This window comes from Streptomyces sp. RLA123 (genome assembly GCF_056270165.1).
The window spans coordinates 1,965,424-1,988,325 of the sequence record NZ_JBWDOR010000003.1 but is presented as its reverse complement, the minus strand read 5'-3'; the positions used below and the strand labels follow the sequence as shown (position 1 = coordinate 1,988,325).

Genomic DNA, 22,902 nt, shown 5'->3' with positions numbered 1-22,902 from the left:
CTTCACAGCCCGGCCAGGTCCGCCACCGTCCGCACCTCCCGCATCACACCGGCGGCATCCCCGGCATGTCCGTGCTCGGTCAGCCACAGCGCGGTCTCCACCCGCCTCGCGACAGCCCACGCCTCCAGCCGGTGCGCATCCTCCCCGAGTGCGTCGGCGACCAGGGCGAACCGCCGCGCCAGCACCCGTCCCGGGGCGGGATGCGCGAAGGGGTCGTCGATCTGCTCCAGCAGCGGCCACGGGTCGTAGGCGGGGTCGCCGGTCATCGGCTTCGGGTCGATCGCGAGCCACGGGCGGCGCGTCGCGGCCAGCACATTGCCGGGGTTGAAGTCACCGTGGACGACGACCTCCCGGGGCGCCGACCCGGGCAGTTCGCGCAGCAGCCGGACGCCGAGCGCGACCAGCCCCGGGTCGAAGGGCGGCCGATGCCGCACCATCCGCTCCTCGACGAGGCCGGCCCAGCCGGCGGTCACGTCCGCCAGCCGGTCGAACCCGTCGTCCACCGCCGCCCCGGCCCGCCACAGCTCGGCCAGGACACCGGCCCCGGTCAGCAGCCGCTCCTCGGGCGTGAGGCCGGCCGCCGCCCCGAGCCCGCCGCCGGGAGCGCAGCGCTCGAGCAGCAGGGCGTGCCGCCGCGCGTCGTGCCGGATCACCCGCACCGCCCCGCGCCCGTCCCACAGCCGCAGGGCCGCCGCCTCGCCCTCCGCCTCCGGGTGGGGCCAGCCCACCTTGAGGACGGCCGGCTCTCCGTCCGGCAGCCATGCCTCGGCCGCCCACGAGCAGCTTCCGCCGCCGAAGGGCCTCCCGAGCCGCAGCGCCCAGCGCTCGCGCACCTCCTCGATGAGGGCGGGCAGGCGGGCCAGCCACTGCGGCCCGCCCGGCAGGCCGCTCACGCTCCGCACCAGGGGCAGGGACCGGGACATCGTCACAAGAGCCATGCACGGCATGGTGCCCGCGTCCGCGTGCCGACCTCAAGCGGTCCGGCCGCCGGCACGAGCCGGGCGCGGGCGCGGCGACCGGCGGGTGCCCTCAACGGGCCGTTCTGATGTCGTCCTGGCCGCCTTGGCCGCCCCGGCCCCCCAGCCGGGCCTGCGCCTCCCGCCGGAAGCCGGCCACGAGGATGTGCAGGCTCACCACCAGCGCCCAGATGGGGAAGATCAATTCCGCCCACGCCACGCCGGGCACCACGAAGAGCAGTGTGAGGCCGACGAGGTATCCCAGCAGCGCCAGCCAGCGCGGGAAGGTGCCGAGGCGCAGCGCGACGGTGGACGCGGACAGGACGAACACGGCGGCCATCCGCATCGCGTACGTCGTCAGCAGGCTGTACGTGAAGTGCCCGCCGAAGTACCAGAGCTGGGGCTGCCGCACGCCGGCTGCCGTCCCCGCGTCGGCCGTCGCCAGCAGGCTGCCGGCGCACGCCGCGGCGCCGAAGAGCGTCGCCACGAAGATCAGCCCGCTGCCCTGGAACACGGTCGCGAGGAATCTGTCCTCGGCGTCCCCCACGTGTGCGCGCACCGCCCCGGTGAACCACAGGAAGAAGATCCCGGCGAAGGGGACCAGCCCGAGCGCCGTGCGCACCGACCGGCGCGAACTGCCGCTGAGCGGTCCGCCGCTCGCCGCGTAGTGCTGCCCCTCCGGGATCGCGACCCGGACCAGGACGATGGCCGCGCCGAGGAGGATCGCGAAGGCGATGCCCACCGCTCCGGCGGCTCGTGGCGTGCGCAGGGCCCGGACCGAATCTGACATCTGAGCCCTTCACGCACGCACCCCGGCAACGACCTACGACCAGCAAGCACTGCCACGGCCGAGGACGCCACCCGGCCCGTCCGGGCGGGTGACACGGGAAGGGGGTGCCTCAGGCGGTCACCGCGCCGACGGCCGCGTCCGCGCGGTGGCGGCCAGTTCGGCGATCTCCGCGATCGCGACGGGGCGCCGCTCGGCGCGCGAGACCTCGCAGGCCTCCGCCACCAGGAGTGCCTCCAGGGCTTCCCGTCCGTCGCATGGATTGGCGGCCTTCCCTGCGACGACCCGCACAAAGGCGTCGATCTCGGCCCGATAGGCGTTCCCGAAGCGGTCGACGAAGCCGGTCCAGGGCTCCGGCACGCCCGGCGCCGCGCCCGGCTCGACCGATGTGACCGGCGTACGGGCGCCGACACCGACCGCGATCTGGTCGAGGGAGCCGGCGAGCTCCATGCGGATGTCGTAACCGGCGCCGTTGTAGCGCGTGGACGTGGCCGTCACCAAGGTGCCGTCGTCCAGCGTCAGCAGTGCCGCGGCGGTGTCGACGTCCCCCGCCTCCCGGAAGAAGTCGGCCCCGCCGTTGGCGCCCATGGCGTACACCTCGACGACCTCGCGTCCCGTCACCCACCTGGTGGCGTCGAAGTCGTGGATGAGGCAGTCGCGGTAGAGGCCGCCGGACAGCGGCACGAACTCCGGCGGGGGCGGTGCCATGTCGGAGGTCATGGCGCGCACCGTGTGCAGCCGTCCGAGCCGGCCCGTCCGCACGGCCTCGCGGGCGGCGCGGTAGCCGGGGTCGAAGCGGCGCTGGAAGCCCATCTGCAGGACGGTGCCCGCCTCTTCCACCTCGCGCAGCGCGGCGACCGTCGAGGCCAGGTCCAGGGCGATCGGCTTCTCGCAGTACGTGGGGAGACCGGCCCGGACCGCGCGCGAGATGAGCTCCGCGTGGGCGGCGGTCGCGGAGGCGATGACGACGGCGTCGGCCCCCGCGGCGAACGCCTCGTCGACGGAGCCCGCCGCACGGGCGCCCTGGCCGAGCCGGGCGGCCGTCGCCGTGGCGCGTGCGGTGTCGGCGTCGGCGACGACGAGTTCGGTGACATCGGGGTGCCCGTGCAGGGTCGCGGCGTGGAAGGACCCGAGGCGCCCGACACCGATGAGGACGACGCGCATGAGCGGGGGAGCCTTTCTTCCGGGGACAGGCGGGTGGTGCGGCGCGGGCGCGGCGGCCAGGGGGCAACCGCCGCGTCCGCGCCCGATCCGGGACCACCAGGAGGCGGCGCGGCCGCCGGTCCTGCCGCGCCGCCGCCGCTCAGCGGTAGAAGGCGGGGCGCTCGATCAACTCGACCTCGACCCGGCCGCCCTCGCTCTGCGACCGCAGGCCGGCGCCTCGCAGACCGCCGCCGCCGCGTAGCCGTCCCAGGCGCTCGGCCCGGTGACCTCGCCGCGCCGGGTGGCGTCCACCCAGGCCTGGACCTCGCGGTCGTACGCGTCGACGAAGCGCTCCACGAAGTCCTGGGCGATCGTGCCGCCCCAGCGGCCCGCCGTGTTGACGAGGAGGTCGTGGGCCTCGCCGATGCGCGCGCTGCCGCGCTCGCACACGGCTTCGGCCTGCACCTGGTAACCGAAGCCGCAGTTGACGTTGATCTCGACGTCGACGATCGCACCGCCGTCGGTCTCGAAGATCACGAGCTGCGGGTCGTCCAGGCCCTCGGGCGCGTTCGAGGAGGGCCGCGGCCGCAGCACGGTCACGGCGGTGATCTCCTGGCCGAGCAGCCAGCGGGTCACGTCCATCTCGTGCACGACCGAGTCGTTGATGAGGTTGGCGTTCGTGTACCCGGGCGGGACGCTCGCGTTGCGGTGCCGGTTGTGCACCAGCAGCGGGCGGCCCAGCTCACCGCTGTCGAGAAGGGTCTTGAGCTTCATGTACTCGGCGTCGTAGCGCCGCATGAAGCCGACCTGCACCCGCCGGTGCCCGAGTTTCTGCTCGGCCTCCAGGACGCGCAGCGCCGAGGCGGCGTCCGGGGTGAGCGGCTTCTCGCACAGCACGGGCAGGTCGTGCGCGAAGGCGGCCAGCAGCGCCGCCTCGTGGGCGGCGCCGGGGGAGGCGATGAGGACGGCGTCGACGTCGCCGGCCGCCATGGCGGCGGCGGGGTCGGTGTAGGCGGTGCAGCCCTCGATGCCGGCGGCGATGGTCTTGACCCGCTCGGCGTCGACGTCCACGACGGCGGTCACCCGGGCCCCGCTGATCATGTCATTGATGCGGCGTACGTGGTCGGCGCCCATCTTGCCGGTCCCGACGACCGCGACCCCGAGGGTTCCGTGCTGCGTCATGATGCGTGTCATCCCTTTCGTGCGCGGACGTCAGGCGCCGCAGGAGCGGAGGAACGCGCGGGTGCGCTGGGCGATGGGCAGCGGCCGGTCGGGTTCGCAGGGGTACATGTCCTGCTCGACGATGGCGAAGAGGTCGACACCCAGACCCTGCGCGGCGGCCAGCACCGGTTCCAGGGCGGGGACGCCGGCGGGGGGTTCGCACATGACGCCGCGCTGGACGGCAGGCCCGAACGGCACTTCGTTCTTGATCACGTCGGCCAGGATCTCCGGGTCGACCTGCTTCAGGTGCAGGTACCCGATGCGCTCGCCGTAGGTCTCGATCAGCTTGACGCTGTCGCCGCCGCAGTAGGCGTAGTGGCCGGTGTCCAGGCAGAGGTTGACCAGCCCGGAGTCGGTCGAGTCGAGGAAGCGGGCGACGTGCTCCTCGGTGTCGATGTGGGTGTCGGCGTGCGGGTGCACGACGATGTCCAGGCCGTAGGTGTCGCGCACTTGGCGCCCCAGGCGCTCCATGCCGGAGGCGAGGTGGCCCCACTGCTCGGCGGTCAGCTCGTGCGGCTCGATGATCTCGGCGGTCTTGTCGTCCCGCCAGAAGGACGGGATCACCACGAGGTGCCGGGCGCCCATGGCCTGCGTCAGGGCGGCGACCTGGCCGACGTGCTCCCAGGTGGCGTCCCAGACCGACGGGCCGCGGTGCAGGGACGTGAAGACGGTGCCGGCGGAGACCTTCAGGCCGCGGGCGGAGGTCTCCTCGGTGAGCCGGGCGGGGTCGGTCGGCAGGTAGCCGTACGGGCCGAGCTCGATCCACTCGTACCCCGACCCGGCGACCTCGTCGAGGAAGCGCTGCCACGGCACCTGCCGCGGGTCGTCGGGGAACCAGACGCCCCACGAGTCGGGCGCGGACCCGACGCGGATCCGGTCCAGGGCGGGGGAGGCGGCGGTCATGAGGAGGGCTCCTCTCACCGGTCGGCGGTGACCGGTCGGGTGGTTCGGAAGTCGTGCTCGGTGCGGCGACGGCGCGGATGCCCGCGAAGCCCGCGGTCCCGCTGGCAGCTTCGCTGTCCGACGGGGTCACCGTCAAGAGTTAGTCCTGACATATGGACGTCATGTCAGGCGGTGGGGAGTGGTGACCGGGTGCCGTGGCGGCCCGGAAGGGCGGCCCCGCACAGGGCGGGCCGCCCGTCTCCAGGCATCCGCGGGGCATCTCCCGGACCCGGCTCAGGCCTCCCTCGGCTTGTTCAGGGCGTTCAGGTCCTCCTGTTCCGGCAGTTCCTCGACGTCGACGCCGCGGACCGCGGACAGCTCGTGCTTGAGCGCGGCCAGTTCGGCGCCGCCGGCCATGTGGTGGGTCAGCTCCTCCAAGGTGACCTCGGAGCGGCTCGCGCTCAGCTCCAGGGTGCCCAGCCGGAGCACGGTGAAATGGTCGCCGACCATGTAGGCGTGGTGCGGGTTGTGCGTGATGAAGATGACACCGAGGCCACGGTCGCGGGCGGCGGCGATGTACTTGAGGACGACGCCCGACTGCTTCACGCCGAGCGCCGCGGTCGGCTCGTCCAGGATCAGCACCCGCGCGCCGAAGTGGACGGCGCGCGCGATGGCGACGGACTGCCGTTGCCCGCCCGACAGGGTGCCGATGGGCTGGTCGAGGTCGTCCAGGGCGATGCCCATCGCCCGCAGTTCCTCGTCGGCGGTCCGCTTCATCGCGGCGATGTCCAGGCGGCGCACCGGCCAGGGTCCGCGTGTCACCTCCGAGCCGAGGAAGAAGTTCCGCCACACGGGCATCAGCGGAACCGTGGCCAGGTCCTGGTAGACGGTGGCGATGCCGCGGTCCAGCGCCTCGCGGGGGGTGTTCAGCCGTACGGGCACGCCGTCGATGCGGAACTCGCCCTCGGTGTGCTGGTGCAGTCCGGAGACGATCTTGATCAGAGTGGACTTGCCGGCGCCGTTGTCGCCGAGCACACAGGTCACCTGTCCCGGCCGGACGGCCAGGTCGACCCCGTGCAGGGCGCGGACGTTGCCGTAGCTCTTGCCCACGCCGGTCAGCTCGACGACCGGTGTGCCGGTGGCCTGCTCCCTCGCGGTCGCTTCGGTGGTCATGGGGTCCTCACCTCCTGGTCGCCGTGCGGCGGACCCACAGATTGACGAGGGTCGCGATCAGGAGCATCACGCCGAGGAAGAACTTGAACCAGTCGGGGTTCCAGTTGGCGTACACGATGCCCTGCGAGACCATCCCGAAGATGAAGGCGCCGATCACCGAGCCGATCGCGGAGCCGTAGCCGCCGGTCAGCAGGCACCCTCCGATGACCGCCGCGATGATGTACAGGAACTCGTTGCCGACACCCTCGCCCGACTGCACCGCGTTGAACGAGAAGAGCAGGTGCATGCCGGTGAACCAGGCGCCGAAGCCGACGGCCATGAACAGGGCGATCTTGGTGAAGCGCACCGGGACGCCGACGGCACGCGCGCTGTCCGCGTCGCCGCCGGCCGCGAACGTCCAGTTGCCGAACCTCGTCCGCAGCAGCACCCATGTGGCCAGTGCCGCGAAGCCCAGCCACCACAGCACCGTGACCTTCAACTGCACCCCGCCGATGCCTATCTCGGAGGCGAAGAGCTTTCTGGCCTGGTCGAAGCCCTCCATGTCGCTGATGGAGTCGGTGGCGACGTTGCCGGTGAAGATCTTGGTGACGGCCAGGTTGAGGCCCTGGAGCATCAGGAACGTGGCGAGGGTGATGAGGAAGCTGGGCAGGCCGGTTTTGATCAGCAGGTAGCCGTTGAGCGCACCGACGGCCAGCGAGGCCACCAGGGCCACGGCGACCCCGGTCCACACGTTCATGCTCAGCTGGAAACTGAACATGCTCGCCGTCAGCGCGGAGGTGGTGACCGCGACGCCGGCCGACAGGTCGAACTCCCCGCCGATCATCAGCAGGGCCACCGGCAGCGCCATGATGCCCATCACCGACGCCTGGTAGAGCACGGTCGCAAGGGAACCCGCCTCGCGGAACGACGGCGCGACCGCGAAGAAGAAGAGGTAGACGCCGACGGCGGCGATCAGCGCGCCGATCTCCGGCCGGGCGAGAGCCCGGCGCACCAGGGAGCGCCCGCCCGCCCGGCCGGCCACCGAGGAGAGCGGCGCGGCGGGCGGGGAGGGCGGGGACGGCGGCGGGGGTGACGCCGCGGAGGCGGCCGCGGGGGACACCGGCATCACCGGGTGCCCTTCGCGGCGAACGCCGCCACCGACGCGACGTTGTCCTTGTCGACGAACGCGGGGCCGGTCAGGACCGGCGAGACGCCGCCGCCGCTGAAGTTGCCGTTGGTCTTGTGCAGCCACAGCGAGTCCACCGACAGGTAGCCCTGGAGATAGGGCTGCTGGTCGACGGCGAACTGCACGGAGCCGTCCTGGACCGCCTTCACCAGGTCCTTGTTGAGGTCGAAGGTGGCGACCTCGGCCTTGCTGCCGGCGTCCGCGACCGACTGGACGGCGGTGAGCGCGAACGGCGCGCCCAGGGCCACCACGTAGTCGATGTCGGCGCCCTGCTTGAGCTTCGCGGTGATGGTGGACTTGACCGACGGCATGTCCGTGCCGTTGACGTACAGGTTCTCCGTCGTGCCCTTGAAGGTCTTCTTCACGCCGGCGCAGCGCGCCTCCAGGGCGACGTGGCCCTGCTCGTGGATGACGCAGACGTCGTGCTTGGCGCCGAGGTCGTTGAGCTTGTTGCCCAGCGCCTCGCCGGCGACGCTCTCGTCCTGCCCGAAGTACTCCAGCAGTCCCTGGTCCTTCCAGTCGTCCAGGCCCGCGTTGAAGCCGACGACGGGTATGCCGGCCTGCTCCGCCTTGGCGACGGCGGACTTCATGGCGTCCGGCTTGGCGAGCGTGACGGCGATGCCGTCGACCTTCTGGTCGATGGCGTTCTGGATGAGGTTGGCCTGTGTGGCGGCGTTGGGGTCGGCGGAGTAGACGAGTTCGACGTTGTCCTTGGCGGCCGCGGCCTGGGCGCCCTTGCGGATCAGGTCCCAGAAGGTGTCGCCGGGGGCGGCATGGGTGACCATGGCGATCTTCATGCGGGGAGTGTCCGCCTTGCCGGCGGCGGCGGCGTTGTCGGCGGACTCCTCGGCCTTCTTGCCGCCCGAGCTGCTGGAACAGCCGGCTGCGAGCAGGATCGCGGCGACGGAGACGGCCGCGATGGCGGAGATCTTGCGGGATTTACGAGAGCGTTCCATGTTCCTGCACCTCACTGCGGTGGGAGGGGGAAGGGGGACCGACCTGTTGCCCGTGGCATTGCTGACGGGAGCAAACCGTCCGTCCGAGCCGCTGTCAAGGCTTTGTTAGGACATACATTCATCTCGATGTAACGACACCGTAACGAGCCCGTACGGTGCCCCGTTCTGAACGTTCGTATGTAAGGACATAGTGTTGACATCTCGCGGGTCTCGCGGTTAGACCTGAGGGGGCCGCGCGGCGGCCCGCTCGCGAGACGACGAGGAGCCCTGCCCATGACCGAGCCGTACGACCTGATCACGATGGGCCGGATCGGGGTCGACATCTACCCGCTGCAGACGGGGGTGCCGCTGCCCGAGGTCGAGACGTTCGGCAAGTTCCTCGGCGGGTCGGCGACCAATGTGGCGGTCGCCGCCGCCCGGCTCGGCCGCTCCACTGCGGTCGTCACGCGCACCGGCGACGACCCGTTCGGCACGTACTGCCACCAGGCGCTCAAGGAGTTCGGCGTCGACGACCGCTTCGTGACCCCGGTCGCCGGCCTGCCCACCCCCGTCACGTTCTGCGAGATCTTCCCGCCCGACGACTTCCCGCTCTATTTCTACCGGCTGCCCAAGGCCCCCGATCTGGAGATCCGCCCGGAGGAGCTGGACCTCGACGCCATCCGCGCCACCCGCATCTTCTGGATGACCGGCACGGGACTGTGCGAGGAGCCCAGCCGCGCCGCCACGTTCGCCGCGCTGGAGGCCCGCGCCGGGAACGGCACCACCGTCTTCGACCTCGACTGGCGCCCCATGTTCTGGACGGACCCCGCCGAGGCGCGTCCGTACTACGCGCGGGCCCTCGCCCATGCCACCGTCGCCGTCGGCAACCTCGACGAGTGCGAGATCGCCACCGGTGTCCGCGAACCCCGCGCCGCCGCGGAGGCGTTGCTGGAGGCGGGCGTCGAACTCGCCGTCGTCAAGCAGGGCCCCAAGGGCGTCCTCGCCGTCCACCGCGACGGCACCTCGGCCGAGGTGCCGCCCGTCCCGGTCGAGGTGGTCAACGGCCTCGGCGCGGGCGACGCGTTCGGCGGCGCACTGTGCCACGGGCTGCTGGCCGGCTGGGACCTGGAGCGCGTCATGCGCCACGCCAACGCGGCCGGCGCGATCGTGGCCTCCCGTCTGGCCTGCTCCTCCGCCATGCCCACCGAGTCCGAGGTGCGGGACCTCCTCGACCGCCGCTGAGCGGCCCGCCCCCACCTGAAAGCCCGAAAGCGAGCTCCCCTTGAGCATCAGCATCTCCGACCTGGTGAAGGTGCGGACCCGGCATCCCGAGGCGATCGCCGAGGCGGCCGCCCGCCGTGTCCGCCGCCCCCTGATAGGGGACAGCGGCCGGCTGATGATCGTCGCCGCGGACCACCCGGCCCGGGGCGCCCTGGCCGTCGGCGACCGCGAGTTCGCCATGGCCAGCCGGGTGGACCTGCTGGAGCGCCTGTGCACCGCGCTCTCGCGCCCCGGAGTGGACGGCGTACTCGGCACCGCCGACGTCCTGGAGGACCTGCTGCTGCTCGGCGCGCTCGAGGGCAAGGTCGTCATGGGCTCCATGAACCGCGGCGGCCTGGCAGGCGCCGCCTTCGAACTCGACGACCGCTTCACCGGACATCGCGCCCAGGACATCGCCCGGCTCGGCTTCGACGCGGGCAAGCTCCTGCTGCGCATCGCCTACGAGGACAGCGGATCGCTGACCACCATGTTCTCCACCGCCCGTGCCATCGACGACATGGCCGAGCGCGGACTGCCGGTCTTCGTCGAGCCGTTCATATCCCGCCGCGTCGACGGCCGGGTGCGCAACGACCTGAGCGCCCAGGCCGTCACCAAGTCCATAGCCATCGCCTCCGGCCTCGGCGGGACCTCCGCCTACACCTGGCTCAAGGTGCCGGTCACGGAGAACGTGGACGACATGGCGGCCGTCATGGAGACCTCCACCCTGCCCGCCGTCCTGCTCGGTGGTGAGGTGGGCAAGGAGCAGGACGTGCTCTACGAGAAGTGGCGCAAGGCGCTGCGGCTGCCCACCGTCCAGGGACTGGTGGTGGGCCGGTCGCTGCTCTACCCGGCGGAGGGCAGCGTGGAGACGGCCGTCGACACCGCCGTGGGTCTGCTGTGAGGACCGGGACGAACCGTGAGAGAGGCGAGCCGCACGAGATGACCGGTACCGACAACCACCTGGCCGCGGGCAAGGCCGCCGCCGGTCCGTACACCGTCGCCGTCCACCCGGAACGGGCCGGCTGGACCCACTCGTCGCTGCGCGTCCTGGAGCTGCCGCCGGGCGGCCGGCACGAGTTCGCCACCGGCGACAGCGAGTGGATCGTGCTCCCGCTGTCCGGCTCGTGCACCGTCGACGCGGACGGCGAGAGCTTCCGGCTCGCGGGCCGCGAGAGCGTCTTCGCCGGTGTCACCGACTTCGCGTACGTCCCCCGCGACGCGCGAGTGGTCCTGGCGAGCGAGGCGGGCGGCCGCTTCGCGCTGACCGGCGCGCGCTGCGAGCGCCGGCTGCCCGCCCGCTACGGCCCCGCCTCCGCCGTGCCCGTCGAACTGCGCGGCAGCGGCAACTGCAGCCGCCAGGTCAACAACTTCGGTGCCGCCGGGGTGTTCGACTGCGACCGGCTGATCGCGGTCGAGGTGCTGACGCCCGGCGGCAACTGGTCCTCCTTCCCGCCGCACAAGCACGACGAGGACCGCGAGGGCGAGTCGCGGCTGGAGGAGATCTACTACTTCGAGATCGCGGCGGCGCACGGCAGGGAAGGCATCGGCTACCAGCGGGTCTCTCCGTCCGGCAACGGCCGCAACACCGATGTGCTGGCCGAGGTCCGCGACGGCGACGTCGTCCTCATCCCCGACGGCTGGCACGGCCCCTCCATGGCCGTCCCGGGTCACGACATGTACTACCTCAACGTCATGGCGGGCCCGGGTGAGGAGCGCGCCTGGCTGATCTGCGACCATCCCGACCACGCCTGGATCCGCGCCACCTGGCCGGAGCAGCCCGTCGACCCGAGACTGCCCCTGTACACGGCCCCCGCCGAAGACCGAGCCTCCGAGAGGTCCCGATGACCCAGCCCGTCCGCCGTCTCACGGTCGCCCAGGCACTGGTGCGCTTCCTGTCCGCGCAGTACACCGAGCGCGACGGGGCCCGCCACCGGCTGATCGCCGGCACCTGGGGCATCTTCGGCCACGGCAATGTCGCCGGCATCGGCCAGGCGCTGCTGGAGCACCAGGACGTGATGCCGTATCACCAGGGCCGCAACGAGCAGGCCATGGTGCACGCCGCCGTCGGCTGGGCCCGGCAGCTCAACCGGCTCTCGGCGCAGGCCGTCACCACCTCCATCGGTCCCGGCGCCACCAACCTCGTCACGGGCGCCGCGCTGGCCACCGTCAACCGGCTGCCCGTGCTGCTGCTGCCCGGGGACGTCTTCGCCAGCCGCGTCCCCGACCCGGTGCTCCAGCAGCTCGAACACCCCTGGTCCGGGGACGTGTCCGTGAACGACGCGCTGCGCCCGGTCTCCCGGTACTTCGACCGGATCACCCGGCCCGAGGCGCTGATCCCGGCGGCGCTGCAGGCCGCGCGCGTGCTCGCCGACCCCGCCGAGACCGGGGCCGTCACCCTCGCGCTGCCGCAGGACGTACAGGCCGAGGCGTACGACTGGCCCGAGGAGTTCTTCGCCGAGCGGGTCTGGCACGTACGCCGGCCGGCTCCCGAGGACGCCGAACTCGCCGCCGCGGCACAGGCCGTACGCGGGGCGCGGCGCCCGTTGATCGTCGCGGGCGGCGGCGTCCACCACAGCGAGGCCGAGGCGGCGCTCAAGGCGCTGTCCGACGCCACCGGCATCCCCGTCGCGTCCACCCAGGCCGGCAAGGGCTCGCTGCGCCACGACCACCCCGCCGACATCGGCGGGATCGGCCACACCGGCACCGCCGTCGCCGACGACCTCGCCCGCACCGCGGACCTGGTCATCGGTGTCGGCACCCGCTACACCGACTTCACCACCGCCTCCTCCACGCTCTTCGCGGCGCCCGGGGTGCGCTTCCTCAACCTCAACATCACCGGCTTCGACGCCCACAAGCTGGGCGCCCGCACTCTCGTCGGCGACGCCCGCGCGTCCCTCGAGGCCCTCACCGAGGCGCTGGCGGGCCACCGTGTGGACGCGGAGTACGAGGACGAGTACCGCACGGGCAAGGAGCGTTGGGAGCGCGTGGTCGACGCCGCCTACGCCGCGCCCGACGACTCCGCCCGGCCCACCCAGACCCAGTTGCTGGGCGCCCTGGACTCCGTCGTCGGCGACGAGGACGTCGTCATCAACGCCGCCGGCTCCCTGCCCGGCGACCTCCACAAGCTGTGGCGCGCCCGCTCCCCGCGCCAGTACCACCTGGAGTACGGCTACTCCTGCATGGGTTACGAGATCCCGGCCGGCATCGGCGTCCGGATGGCCGCCCCGGACCGGCCGGTCTGGGCGCTCGTCGGTGACGGCACTTACCTGATGATGCCGACGGAGATCGTCACCGCCGTGCAGGAGGGCGTCAACATCAACCTGGTCCTCATCCAGAACCACGGCTACGCCTCCATCGGCGGCCTGTCCTCCGAGGTCGGCGGCGAGCGTTTCGGCACCGCCTACCGCTACCGCGCCGCCGACGGCACCTTCACCGGCGACCCGCTCCCCGTCGACCTCGCCGCCAACGCCGCGAGCCTGGGCATGGACGTCCTGCGCGCCGGAACGGTGGGCGAGTTGCGCGAGGCGCTGGCCGCCGCCCGCGCCTCGGACCGGCCGACGTGCGTGTACGTCGAGACCGACCCGGCGCCGACGGCTCCCGCCGCTCAGGCGTGGTGGGACGTCCCCGTCGCCGAGACCGCCACCCGCGAGTCCGCCGTCGAGGCCCGCAAGAACTACGAAGGCCACCTCGCCGACCGACGCCGCCATCTGTGACGGCGGCCGGCGCGTCCCCGCGCGCCGGCCGCGGGCACACCCACCGCACACCACCGGCCAGGCAACAGGCCCTTCGAGAAGGCGCGGACCCAAATGTTCGGACAATGTGATGTCAGACTTTCCTGAGGTCGAGACCGGCGGATACGCTCCCCCTGTGTCCAAAGCAGAGTCCGCGCCGCTCGAGCTCGAAGTGGACCGCTCGAGCCCGGTGCCGCTGTACTACCAGCTCGCCCAGCAGCTGGAGGGCGCCATCGAGCACGGCCGGCTCGCCCCGGGCAGCCTGCTCGGCAACGAGATCGAACTCGCCGGACGCCTCGGCCTGTCGCGGCCGACCGTCCGGCAGGCCATCCAGTCCCTCGTCGACAAGGGGCTGCTCGTGCGCCGGCGCGGCGTGGGCACCCAGGTCGTGCACAGCCAGGTCAAGCGCCCGCTGGAGCTGAGCAGCCTCTTCGACGACCTCCAGGCCGCCGGTCAGAGCCCCGCGACCCGGGTGCTGCGCAACGACGCCGTGCCGGCCTCCGCCGAGGTCGCCGCCGCGCTCGGGATCGCCGAGGGCGGCGAGGTCCGCGTCCTGCACCGGCTGCGGTTCACTCATGGCGAGCCGATGGCCCACATGTGCAATTACCTGCCGCCCGGGCTCATCGACCTGGACACCGCCAGGCTGGAGTCGACCGGCCTCTACCGGATGATGCGCGCCGCCGGCATCACCCTGCACAGCGCCCGCCAGTCCGTCGGTGCCCGCTCCGCCACCGAGGAGGAGGGCGAACTGCTGGGGGAGGAACCGGGCGCGGCCCTGCTGACCATGAGCCGTACGACGTACGACGACACCGGGCGGGCCGTCGAGTACGGCACGCACATTTACCGCGCTTCCCGGTACGCCTTCGAGTTCCAGCTCCTGGTCCGCGCCTGAGGGATCCGTCACCCATGGGGCAGAGCATTGCTCCGCGTGACGGATACTGGGTCCTTTCCAGGATCCAGCAGGGAAGGCACCAGGTGGAGAGGGTGAACACCGGGAGGCGCGTGCTCGGCGCGCTACTGACCGTGGCCATCGGGGCGACGATCGCGGGCTGCAGCAGCACCGGCGGCCTGCGCGCGGAGCAGCGCGCCAAGGAGGCCCGGGCCAACGGCTCGGCCGTCGACACCCCGCGGTGGAAGATCGCGATGGTCACCCACGCGGGAGCCGGCGACACCTTCTGGGACATCGTCCAGAAGGGTGCCAAGCAGGCCGCCGCCAAGGACAACATCACGTTCCTGTACTCCAACAGCGACCAGGGCAAGGACCAGGCGCAGCTCGTCCAGACGGCCATCGACCAGCGCGTCGACGGCCTGGTCGTCACGCTCGCCAAGCCGGAGGCCATGAAGGACGTCGTCCTGAAGGCGGAGAAGGCCGGCATCCCGGTCGTCACCATCAACTCCGGCTCCGCCGAGTCCAAGGAGTACGGCGCCCTCACCCACATCGGCCAGGACGAGACGATCGCCGGCGAGGCCGTCGGCGACGAGCTCACCGGTCGCGGCAAGAAGCACGTCCTGTGCGTCCTGCACGAGCAGGGCAACGTCGGCCACGAGCAGCGCTGCGCGGGCGTGAAGAGCACCTTCAAGGGCACCACGGAGAACCTGTACGTCAACGGCACCAACATGCCCGACGTCCAGTCCGCCCTCCAGGCCAAGCTCCAGTCCGACCCCTCGGTGGACGCCGTCGTCACCCTGGGAGCGCCCTTCGCCGCCACCGCCGCCAAGGCCAAGGAGCAGGCGGGCAGCCAGGCGGAGGTCGACACCTTCGACCTCAACGCCCAGGTCGCCGCCTCCCTGAAGGCCGGCACCATCGGCTTCGCCGTGGACCAGCAGCCGTACCTGCAGGGCTACGAGGCGATCGACCTGCTGTGGCTGCACCGCTACAACGCCGACGTCCTCGGCGGCGGCAAACCGGTCCTCACCGGCCCGCAGATCGTCACCAAGGACGACGCGGCGGCGCTGGAGGACTACGCGAAGCGGGGCACCAGGTGAGCGCGGAGACCCTTCTGCCGCCGCGCCGGCTGACGCACCGGCTGCTGGGCCGCCCCGAACTGGGCGCGGTCGTCGGCGCCGCGGCGGTCTTCGCCTTCTTCGCGGTGTCCGCCGACTCCTTTGCGCGGCCCGAGAGCATCGGCACCATCCTGTACGCCGCGTCCACCATCGGGATCATGGCCGTCCCGGTCGCGCTGCTGATGATCGGCGGCGAGTTCGACCTGTCGGCCGGCGTCCTGGTCACCAGCTCGGCGCTGGCGTCTTCGATGTTCAGCTACCAGATGACGGCCAACGTCTGGGTCGGCGTCGGCGTCTCCCTGCTGGTCACCCTCGCCATCGGCTTCCTCAACGGCGTCCTGCTCGTGCGCACGAAGCTGCCGAGCTTCATCGTCACGCTCGGCACCTTCCTGATGCTCACGGGCGCGAACCTGGGCCTCACCAAGCTCGTCGACAAAACGGTCAGCACCAAGTCCATCGCCGACATGGAGGGCTTCTCCTCCGCGCGGGCCCTGTTCGCCTCGCACCTGACGATCGGCGATGTGGACCTCCAGGTCACCATCGTCTGGTGGCTGGCACTCGTGGCCCTTGCGACGTGGGTGCTGCTGCGCACCCGCGCCGGCAACTGGATCTTCGCCTCCGGGGGCAACCCCGACGCCGCCCGCGCGGTCGGCGTCCCCGTCGCCCGCACCAAGATCGGGCTGTACATGGCCGTCGCCCTTTGTGCGTGGATCTCCGGGCAGCACCTGCTCTTCTCCTTCGACGTGGTGCAGTCGGGAGAAGGCGTCGGCAATGAGTTCCTGTACATCATCGCGGCGGTCATCGGCGGCTGTCTGATGACCGGTGGCCACGGCTCGGCCATCGGCTCTGCGGTCGGGGCGCTCATCTTCGGTATGGCCAGCAAGGGCATCGTGTACGCGCAGTGGAACCCGGACTGGTTCAAGTTCTTCCTCGGCGCCATGCTGCTGCTGGCGACGCTGCTGAACGCGTGGGTGCGCAAGCGGGCGGAGGCGGCCAAGTGACCCCCCTGGTGAAGCTGACAGGCGTCGGCAAGTCGTACGGCAGCGTCCACGCGCTGGAGGACGTCTCCCTGGAGGTCCACGCCGGGGAGATCACCTGCGTCCTCGGCGACAACGGCGCGGGCAAGTCCACCCTCATCAAGATCATCGCGGGGCTCCACCAGCACGACACCGGTACCTACGAGATCGAGGGCGAGCCGGTCCGGCACACCTCGCCACGCGAAGCCCTGGACCGCGGCATCGCCACGGTCTACCAGGACCTGGCCGTCGTGCCGCTCATGCCGGTCTGGCGCAACTTCTTCCTCGGCTCGGAGCCGCGCATCGGCCGCGGCCCCTTCAGGCGGCTCGACGTCGCCACGATGCGTGCCACCACACGCGCGGAACTGCTGCGCATGGGCATCGACCTGCCCGATGTCGACCGGCCCATCGGCACGCTCTCCGGCGGCCAGCGGCAGTCCGTCGCCATCGCACGGGCGGTTCACTTCGGCGCCAGGGTGCTGATTCTGGACGAGCCCACGGCGGCGCTCGGCGTCAAGCAGTCCGGCGTCGTCCTGAAGTACGTCGCCGCCGCGCGGGACGCGGGCCTCGGAGTGGTGCTCATCACGCACAATCCGCACCACGCCCACCTGGTCGGCGACCGGTTCGTCCTCCTGCGCCGCGGCGCGGTGTCCGGTGCGTACACCAAGGACGGCATCTGCCTGGACGACCTCACCCGCGAGATGGCGGGGGGCAGCGACCTCGAAGCCCTCACCCACGAGCTGCGCCGCCCCACCGGCTGACGGACGCCCCGCCCGCTGGTGCGCTGGGCGCGCACCGGCGGGGCAGAAGCACCATGCCGGGTTTCGCGCGCCGCAAGGGTGGCCCCCCGGAGTCGTCCGCGCCCCCCACTTAGAATCACAGAGGACCCAGCCCCGACCGCCGGAGAGACGAGCCTTGCGAGCGACAGAGCAGCAGCCCCGGACCGGAACCGCGGCGGTGAACAGATGAGCACGTACCGTGAGCGCGCGTACCGCAGCGGCTCCGCGCGTTCCTCCAGCAGCACCACCCTTCTGAGCACCGTGGGGCGGCGCGAACGGCGTTCGCACCTCACCGCCCCGCGCGTGCCGACCGTCGGCATCGACATCGGCGGCACAAAGGTGATGGCCGGCGTCGTCGACGCGGACGGCAACATCCTGGAGAAGCTGCGCACGGAGACCCCGGACAAGAGCAAGAGCCCGAAGGTCGTCGAGGACACCATCACCGAGCTCGTGCTGGATCTGTCCGAGCGCCACGATGTGCACGCCGTCGGCATCGGCGCGGCCGGCTGGGTCGACGCCGACCGCTCCCGGGTGCTCTTCGCGCCGCACCTGGCCTGGCGGGACGAGCCGCTCAAGGACCGCCTCACCGAGCGCCTGCGCGTCCCGGTCATGGTGGACAACGACGCGAACACCGCCGCCTGGGCGGAATGGCGCTTCGGCGCGGGCCGCGGCGAGAACGACCTCGTCATGATCACGCTCGGCACCGGCATCGGCGGCGCGATCCTGGAGGACGGCCACGTCAAGCGCGGCCGCTACGGGGTGGCGGGGGAGTTCGGCCACATGCAGGTGGTGCCGGGCGGCCACCGCTGCGCCTGCGGCAACCGCGGCTGCTGGGAGCAGTACAGCTCTGGCAACGCCCTGGTGCGCGAGGCCCGCGAGCTGGCCGCGGCCGACTCGCCGGTCGCCTACGGGATCATCGACCGGGTCGGCGGCCAGGTGCAGGAGATCACCGGTCCGCTCATCACGGAGCTCGCTCGTGAGGGTGACGCCATGTGCGTCGAGCTCTTCCAGGAGATCGGCCAGTGGCTGGGCGTCGGCATCGCCAATCTCGCCGCTGCCCTGGACCCTTCCTGCTTCGTCATCGGCGGCGGCGTCAGCGCGGCCGACGATCTGCTCATCGCTCCCGCCCGGGACGCGTTCCGGCGGCACCTGACCGGGCGTGGCTACCGGCCCGAAGCGGCTATCGTCAAGGCGCAACTCGGCCCCGAGGCCGGGATGGTCGGCGCCGCGGACCTGGCACGGCTGGTCGCCCGTCGCTTCCGGCGGGCCAACCGCCGCCGGGTCGAGCGGTACGAGCGCTACGCGAAGGTTGTCGGCAAGTGAGCAGTCCCCCCTTGAGGAAGCCGCCCCGCTGGGTGCAGTGGACGGTCGTCCCGCTGCTGGTCCTCGTGCCCATCTTCTACGTGCTCATCTCCGCGGAGCAGAGCCGTGACGGCGGAGAGCAGAAGCAGAAGCAGGCCGCGGCCACCACTCTCACCTACCTGTGGCCCACCAAGGTGCAGCGCCGGATCTACGACATGCCGATCCCCGCCAGATCCCGCCCCGTGGCCTATCTGGAGACCAACGACTGGGCGGCCAGCTCGCTCTATGTGCAGTTCACCACCAGCCAGGGCGGCCTCGACACGTTCCTGGCCCAGGTGGGGAGCAGCCGTGCCGCGCTGAAGGACGGCGAGGTGACGGTGAGCGGCAAGCAGGCGCGCACCGTGCGCTGGGCCTTCGGCTCCGGGCAGCACTGGGCCGGGGTACGGCTCCAGCAGCACGGCGACAAGCCCGACCACGACATCACGGTCGACCTGACGAGCCCGGACGCGCCGGTGGTCTACGTCGTCTCCACCATGGACTTCGCCTGACGCCTGTGCCGGAACGGCCGGGCGGGGGGCGGTGGCACCTCTTGGGCGTTCGCTCGATAGCGTGACAAGGGTGAGCGACGAGCAGACCCCGAAGACCCTCCAGTACCGCTTCGACGGCCCCGAGGACGCCCCGGTCCTTGTCCTCGGCCCCTCACTCGGCACCACCTGGCACATGTGGGACCGGCAGGTGCCCGAGCTGACGCGCCAATGGCGCGTCCTGCGGTACGACCTGCCGGGGCACGGCGGTGCGCCCGCCCACCCGTCGATGTCCACCGCCGAGCTCGCCGATCGGCTGCTGCGCACCCTCGACCAGGCCGGGATCGAGCGCTTCGGCTACGCCGGCTGCTCCTTCGGCGGCGCCGTCGGCACCCAGGTCGCGCTGCGCGCCCCGCACCGTGTGGCCTCCCTGGTGCTGATCTCCTCGGCCGCCCGTTACGGCACCCCCGACGCCTGGCGGCAGCGCGGCGTGATCGTCCGGGCCAACGGGCTGGACCAGATCGCCCAGAGTGTCCCGGAGCGCTGGTTCGCCGCCGGGTTCCGCACCGCGCAGACGGCCATCGTCGACTGGGCCGTGCAGATGGTGCGCAGCACCGACCCCGAGTGCTACGTCGCCGCCTGTGAGGCACTCGCCTCCCACGACGTCCGTGCCGACCTGGGCCGGATCGCCGTCCCGGCGCTCGTGCTGAACGGCGCCGAGGATCCTGTCACGCCCCCGGCGGACGCAAGGGCGCTGGTGGCCGGGATAACCGACGCGCGGCTCGCGGTCGTCCCCGGCGCCTCGCACCTGGTGCCGGTCGAGCAACCCGCCGCGGTGACCGATCTGCTGGTCGCCCACTTCGAGGGTGCCTGGGCGGAGCCGGCGGCCGGGTACGCCACGGCGTCCGCCCCCACCCCGCCCGCCGCGCCCATGGCCGAGGCGCAGCTCCCGGCGGCCCCCGTCGCCGGCCGGGACGCGCAGGCCGCCGCGGGCGCCTACGGCGACGGCGTCCGCATCCGCCGTGAGGTGCTGGGCGACGCGCACGTCGACCAGGCCGCCGAGCGTGCCGACGGTTTCGGCGTGGACTTCGAGGACTTCGTCACCCGCTATGCCTGGGGCGAGGTCTGGAACCGGCCCGGACTCGACCGCCGCACCCGCAGCGTGGTCAGCCTGACCGCCCTCGTCGCCGGCGGCCACCACGGCGACCTCGCCACCCACATCCGGGCGGCGCTGCGCAACGGGCTGAGCCCCGCCGAGATCGAGGAAGTGCTGCTCCAGACCGCCGTGCACTGCGGGGTCCCGGCCGCGGGCGCCGCCTTCACGGTGGCACGACAGGTGATCCGGGAGGAGACTCGCCCGGGGGAGTGAGACCGCGCCCAGCGCCCGTATCCCGGTACATCCCGCATCAGGGTGGGGCGCCCGGCCTTCGGCCATGATGGCCATGCAGAGGATCACCGCCGCGGAGGAGAGTCATGAAACTGACGAAGAAGGGCCATGCCTGCGTCCGGCTGGAGAAGGACGGGCGGGTGCTCGTCATCGACCCCGGCGCCTTCACCGAGCCGCAGGCCGCGACCGGGGCGGAGGCGGTCCTCGTCACCCATGAGCACGCCGACCACTGGAGCGAGGAACAGCTGCGCGCCGCACTGGAGGCCAACCCGGGTGCCGAGGTCTGGACGCTGAAGAGCGTCGCGGACCAGGTCTCCGCCGCCTTCCCGGGCCGGGTGCACACCGTCGGCGAGGGCGACACCTTCAGTGCCGCGGGCTTCGACATCGAGGTGCACGGTCAGCTCCACGCGGTGATCCACCCCGACATCCCGCGGATCACCAACGTCGGCTTCCTGATGGACGGCTCTGTCTTCCACCCCGGCGACGCGCTCACCGTCCCCGGCCGTTCCGTCGAGACGCTGCTGCTGCCGGTGCAGGCCCCCTGGAGCAAGGTCTCCGAGGTGATCGACTACCTGCGCGAACTCAAGCCGGTCCGGGCCATCGACGTGCACGACGCGCTCCTGACCGATCTGGCCGCGGGCCTCTACGGTCGGCTGCTCGGCCCCGACGGCCCGGGCGTGGCCGGTGCCGGGCACGACCGGCTGGCCCCCGGCGACAGCATCGAGCTGGGCTGACGTCCCGCGCGGCGGCGGGCGGGACCGGTTGTCGGAGGCGGGCGGTAGATTCGGTGCCATGCGCATCGCCACCTGGAACGTCAACTCGATCACCGCCCGCCTGCCGCGGATGCTCGCCTGGCTGGAGCAGAACAGCCCGGACGTGCTGTGCGTCCAGGAGACCAAGTGCGCGGAGGCGCAGTTCCCCTTCGACGAGCTGCGCGCCCTCGGCTACGAGACCGCCGTCAACGCCACCGGCCGGTGGAACGGGGTGGCGCTGCTCTCCCGCGTCGGCCTGGAGAACGTCGTCGTCGGCCTGCCCGGCGGCCCGCTGTACGAGGACGCCGAGGAGCCCCGCGCGGTGTCGGCCACCTGCGGCGCGGTCCGCGTCTGGTCGGTGTACGTGCCCAACGGGCGCGAGGTCGGCCACGACCACTACGCCTACAAGCTCCGCTGGTTCGAGGCGCTGCGCAGCGCCGTCGCCGAGGACGCGGCGGCCGAGCGCCCCTTCGCCGTCCTCGGGGACTACAACGTGGCGCCCACCGACGAGGACGTCTGGGACCCCACCGTCTTCGAGGGGATGACCCACGTCACCCCCGCCGAGCGGGAGGCGCTGGCGAGCCTGCGCGAGGCGGGACTGAGCGACGTGGTGCCCCGCCCGCTCAAGTACGACCGCCCCTACACCTACTGGGACTACCGCCAGCTGGCCTTCCCCAAGAACCGTGGCATGCGCATCGACCTGGTCTACGCGAACCAGTCCTTCACCAAGGCCGTGAGCGACGCCTACGTGGACCGCGAGGAGCGCAAGGGCAAGGGCGCCTCCGACCACGCACCGGTGGTCGTCGACCTGGACGTCTGAGCCCTGCGGGGCATCCCGACCGCGAAGCGGCCGCCGTGCCGGCGCTGGAACTCCACCCAGCCGCCAGGCCGCCCCGGCGGGCAGGGCAGATGCAAGGTGGCCGGGGCTGCGACCTCGCGCAGGTCCACCACCAGTGCCTCGTCCGGAAGTCCGGTCAGGACGGCGGCCAGTTCCGGGTCGGCGCCGGAGCGGGCTTCGCCGACCGGGGTGCCGCGCAGGTCGGGCCGGTAGGAGACGACGTGGGAGGTCTCGGCCAGCCGTTCCAGCACGGTGGCGTTGTCGGCCGGGGGGTTGTCGCCGTCCGGGCCCTCCGTCCCCGCGTGCTCCAGCGCCGCCAGTCCCGCGCACGCGAGCGTGGTCAGCCAGGAGACCAGGGACGGTGCCACATAGGCCCAGGTCTCCTGGAACACCCCGGTCGCGGCGAACACGCGCCCCCAGGCGCCGGTGTCCGCGTCCACGTCGACGAAGAGCGTGTCCTCGCTCGTCTCGTACAGCAGATGCGCCGAGCCGGGCGGCCCCACCGCCCAGCCGCCCGTGGCCAGTCCCCGTTCCGGCGCCAGCCGGTACTCCTCCCGCCCGCCGATCCTGACGGCCCGGACCCGCCCCACCAGGCGGCGCACCTCGGGCGGCAGCGGCACGCCCCAGCCGCCGATCTCGCCCTCGCCGGCGCCGGGGGTCAGCCGCACCGCCCCCGGAGCGCGTTCCGCCAGTTCCTCGAGCAGGCGCCAGGCGCGGTCGGCCGTCCGTAGGGCGGCCACCCGTTCATCACACATCCCGTGCCCCTTCTCGCCCCGGGCGGCTTTACGCTACGTATTGTGCGGCAACGGAACGTATACAACGTGTCGTTGTCGTCCTTCCCCGGCCCCGGACGGGCTCCCGGCGACGCGCGGTGTCGCCGTCGTTATCGCCTCCGCTGAACCGGAAGGCGATCTTTCCGGCGCCGGGCACGGTGCCCTGGGAATCACCCGACCGGCGCCGGATGGGGGCCATCCGGCCGATCGTTCCCGGGTGGGGTGCTGTGTGTGGAGGGGCGTTCGACACAGACTGTGCACGAGACTTTGAAGA

At 72.2% G+C, this 22,902-nt stretch carries 21 protein-coding genes and 1 pseudogene; 13 read left to right on the top strand and 9 right to left on the bottom strand.

Translation table 11 applies throughout. The features are described 5' to 3' along the window. Positions 1-2: 2 nt before the first annotated feature. The 8 genes and pseudogenes from RV983_RS08990 to RV983_RS08955 form a co-directional block, all read right to left on the bottom strand. The gene (locus RV983_RS08990; protein ID WP_475985259.1) at positions 3-938 is read right to left on the bottom strand and encodes an aminoglycoside phosphotransferase family protein; all 936 of its coding nucleotides are present in this window, start codon (positions 936-938) and stop codon (positions 3-5) included. A gap of 91 nt (positions 939-1,029) precedes the next feature. After that, positions 1,030-1,746, bottom strand: coding sequence for a hypothetical protein (locus RV983_RS08985; protein WP_475985258.1), 717 nt, complete (start codon positions 1,744-1,746; stop codon positions 1,030-1,032). A gap of 117 nt (positions 1,747-1,863) precedes the next feature. Continuing rightward, entirely contained in the window at positions 1,864-2,907 is a 1,044-nt protein-coding gene (locus RV983_RS08980; RefSeq protein WP_475985257.1) for a Gfo/Idh/MocA family protein, read from the bottom strand. A 139-nt stretch (positions 2,908-3,046) separates the two neighbouring features. Beyond that, a pseudogene (locus RV983_RS08975) lies at positions 3,047-4,068 on the bottom strand (Gfo/Idh/MocA family protein). A 30-nt stretch (positions 4,069-4,098) separates the two neighbouring features. Next, positions 4,099-5,010 carry a sugar phosphate isomerase/epimerase family protein gene (locus tag RV983_RS08970; protein WP_475985256.1) on the bottom strand — a complete coding sequence of 304 codons (912 nt, stop codon included), beginning with the start codon at positions 5,008-5,010 and terminating at the stop codon, positions 4,099-4,101. A gap of 273 nt (positions 5,011-5,283) precedes the next feature. Then, positions 5,284-6,162, bottom strand: coding sequence for an ATP-binding cassette domain-containing protein (locus RV983_RS08965; protein ID WP_475985255.1), 879 nt, complete (start codon positions 6,160-6,162; stop codon positions 5,284-5,286). 7 nt (positions 6,163-6,169) lie between these two features. Continuing rightward, entirely contained in the window at positions 6,170-7,267 is a 1,098-nt protein-coding gene (locus tag RV983_RS08960; protein WP_475985254.1) for an ABC transporter permease, read from the bottom strand. Next, positions 7,267-8,283, bottom strand: a complete 1,017-nt coding sequence (locus RV983_RS08955; RefSeq protein WP_475985253.1) for a sugar ABC transporter substrate-binding protein — start codon at positions 8,281-8,283, stop codon at positions 7,267-7,269. The genes RV983_RS08960 and RV983_RS08955 overlap by 1 nt, the downstream gene beginning before the upstream one ends. Positions 8,284-8,556: 273 nt before the next feature. Between RV983_RS08955 and iolC the strand changes: the two genes are divergently transcribed. The 13 genes from iolC (at position 8,557) to RV983_RS08890 (ending at position 21,837) form a co-directional block, all read left to right on the top strand. Continuing rightward, positions 8,557-9,504: a 5-dehydro-2-deoxygluconokinase gene (iolC, locus tag RV983_RS08950; RefSeq protein WP_475985252.1), complete on the top strand. Its 948-nt coding sequence runs from the start codon at positions 8,557-8,559 to the stop codon at positions 9,502-9,504. 40 nt (positions 9,505-9,544) lie between these two features. After that, on the top strand, positions 9,545-10,423 hold the full coding sequence (locus tag RV983_RS08945; protein ID WP_475985251.1) for a Cgl0159 family (beta/alpha)8-fold protein: 879 nt from the start codon (positions 9,545-9,547) through the stop codon (positions 10,421-10,423). Between the two features lie 38 nt (positions 10,424-10,461). Further along, positions 10,462-11,367 (top strand): 5-deoxy-glucuronate isomerase, encoded by a 906-nt coding sequence (gene iolB, locus RV983_RS08940; protein WP_475985250.1) that lies wholly within the window; start codon positions 10,462-10,464, stop codon positions 11,365-11,367. Next, positions 11,364-13,235, top strand: coding sequence for a 3D-(3,5/4)-trihydroxycyclohexane-1,2-dione acylhydrolase (decyclizing) (gene iolD / locus RV983_RS08935; protein WP_475985249.1), 1,872 nt, complete (start codon positions 11,364-11,366; stop codon positions 13,233-13,235). Before iolB ends, iolD begins: the two co-directional genes overlap by 4 nt. 154 nt (positions 13,236-13,389) lie before the next feature. Beyond that, positions 13,390-14,145 carry a GntR family transcriptional regulator gene (locus tag RV983_RS08930; protein WP_475985248.1) on the top strand — a complete coding sequence of 252 codons (756 nt, stop codon included), beginning with the start codon at positions 13,390-13,392 and terminating at the stop codon, positions 14,143-14,145. Between the two features lie 92 nt (positions 14,146-14,237). Continuing rightward, positions 14,238-15,239, top strand: coding sequence for a sugar ABC transporter substrate-binding protein (locus RV983_RS08925; RefSeq protein ID WP_475985247.1), 1,002 nt, complete (start codon positions 14,238-14,240; stop codon positions 15,237-15,239). Continuing rightward, a complete protein-coding gene (locus RV983_RS08920; RefSeq protein ID WP_475985246.1) occupies positions 15,236-16,258 on the top strand; it encodes an ABC transporter permease in 1,023 nt (340 codons plus the stop codon). The genes RV983_RS08925 and RV983_RS08920 overlap by 4 nt, the downstream gene beginning before the upstream one ends. Further along, the gene (locus RV983_RS08915) at positions 16,255-17,034 is read left to right on the top strand and encodes an ATP-binding cassette domain-containing protein (protein WP_475985245.1); all 780 of its coding nucleotides are present in this window, start codon (positions 16,255-16,257) and stop codon (positions 17,032-17,034) included. The genes RV983_RS08920 and RV983_RS08915 overlap by 4 nt, the downstream gene beginning before the upstream one ends. A 204-nt stretch (positions 17,035-17,238) precedes the next feature. Continuing rightward, the gene (locus RV983_RS08910) at positions 17,239-18,375 is read left to right on the top strand and encodes an ROK family glucokinase (RefSeq protein ID WP_475985244.1); all 1,137 of its coding nucleotides are present in this window, start codon (positions 17,239-17,241) and stop codon (positions 18,373-18,375) included. Next, a complete protein-coding gene (locus tag RV983_RS08905) occupies positions 18,372-18,902 on the top strand; it encodes a hypothetical protein (RefSeq protein ID WP_475985243.1) in 531 nt (176 codons plus the stop codon). Before RV983_RS08910 ends, RV983_RS08905 begins: the two co-directional genes overlap by 4 nt. A gap of 70 nt (positions 18,903-18,972) precedes the next feature. Further along, positions 18,973-20,247 carry a bifunctional 3-oxoadipate enol-lactonase/4-carboxymuconolactone decarboxylase PcaDC gene (gene pcaDC / locus RV983_RS08900; RefSeq protein WP_475985242.1) on the top strand — a complete coding sequence of 425 codons (1,275 nt, stop codon included), beginning with the start codon at positions 18,973-18,975 and terminating at the stop codon, positions 20,245-20,247. A 104-nt stretch (positions 20,248-20,351) separates the two neighbouring features. Further along, positions 20,352-20,999, top strand: a complete 648-nt coding sequence (locus RV983_RS08895; protein ID WP_475985241.1) for an MBL fold metallo-hydrolase — start codon at positions 20,352-20,354, stop codon at positions 20,997-20,999. A 58-nt stretch (positions 21,000-21,057) separates the two neighbouring features. Then, positions 21,058-21,837, top strand: coding sequence for an exodeoxyribonuclease III (locus RV983_RS08890; protein WP_475985240.1), 780 nt, complete (start codon positions 21,058-21,060; stop codon positions 21,835-21,837). Here the strand turns inward: RV983_RS08890 and RV983_RS08885 are convergent. Continuing rightward, a complete protein-coding gene (locus tag RV983_RS08885) occupies positions 21,762-22,610 on the bottom strand; it encodes a hypothetical protein (RefSeq protein ID WP_475985239.1) in 849 nt (282 codons plus the stop codon). The two genes, RV983_RS08890 and RV983_RS08885, sit on opposite strands and share 76 nt — an antisense overlap. Positions 22,611-22,902 lie beyond the last annotated feature (292 nt).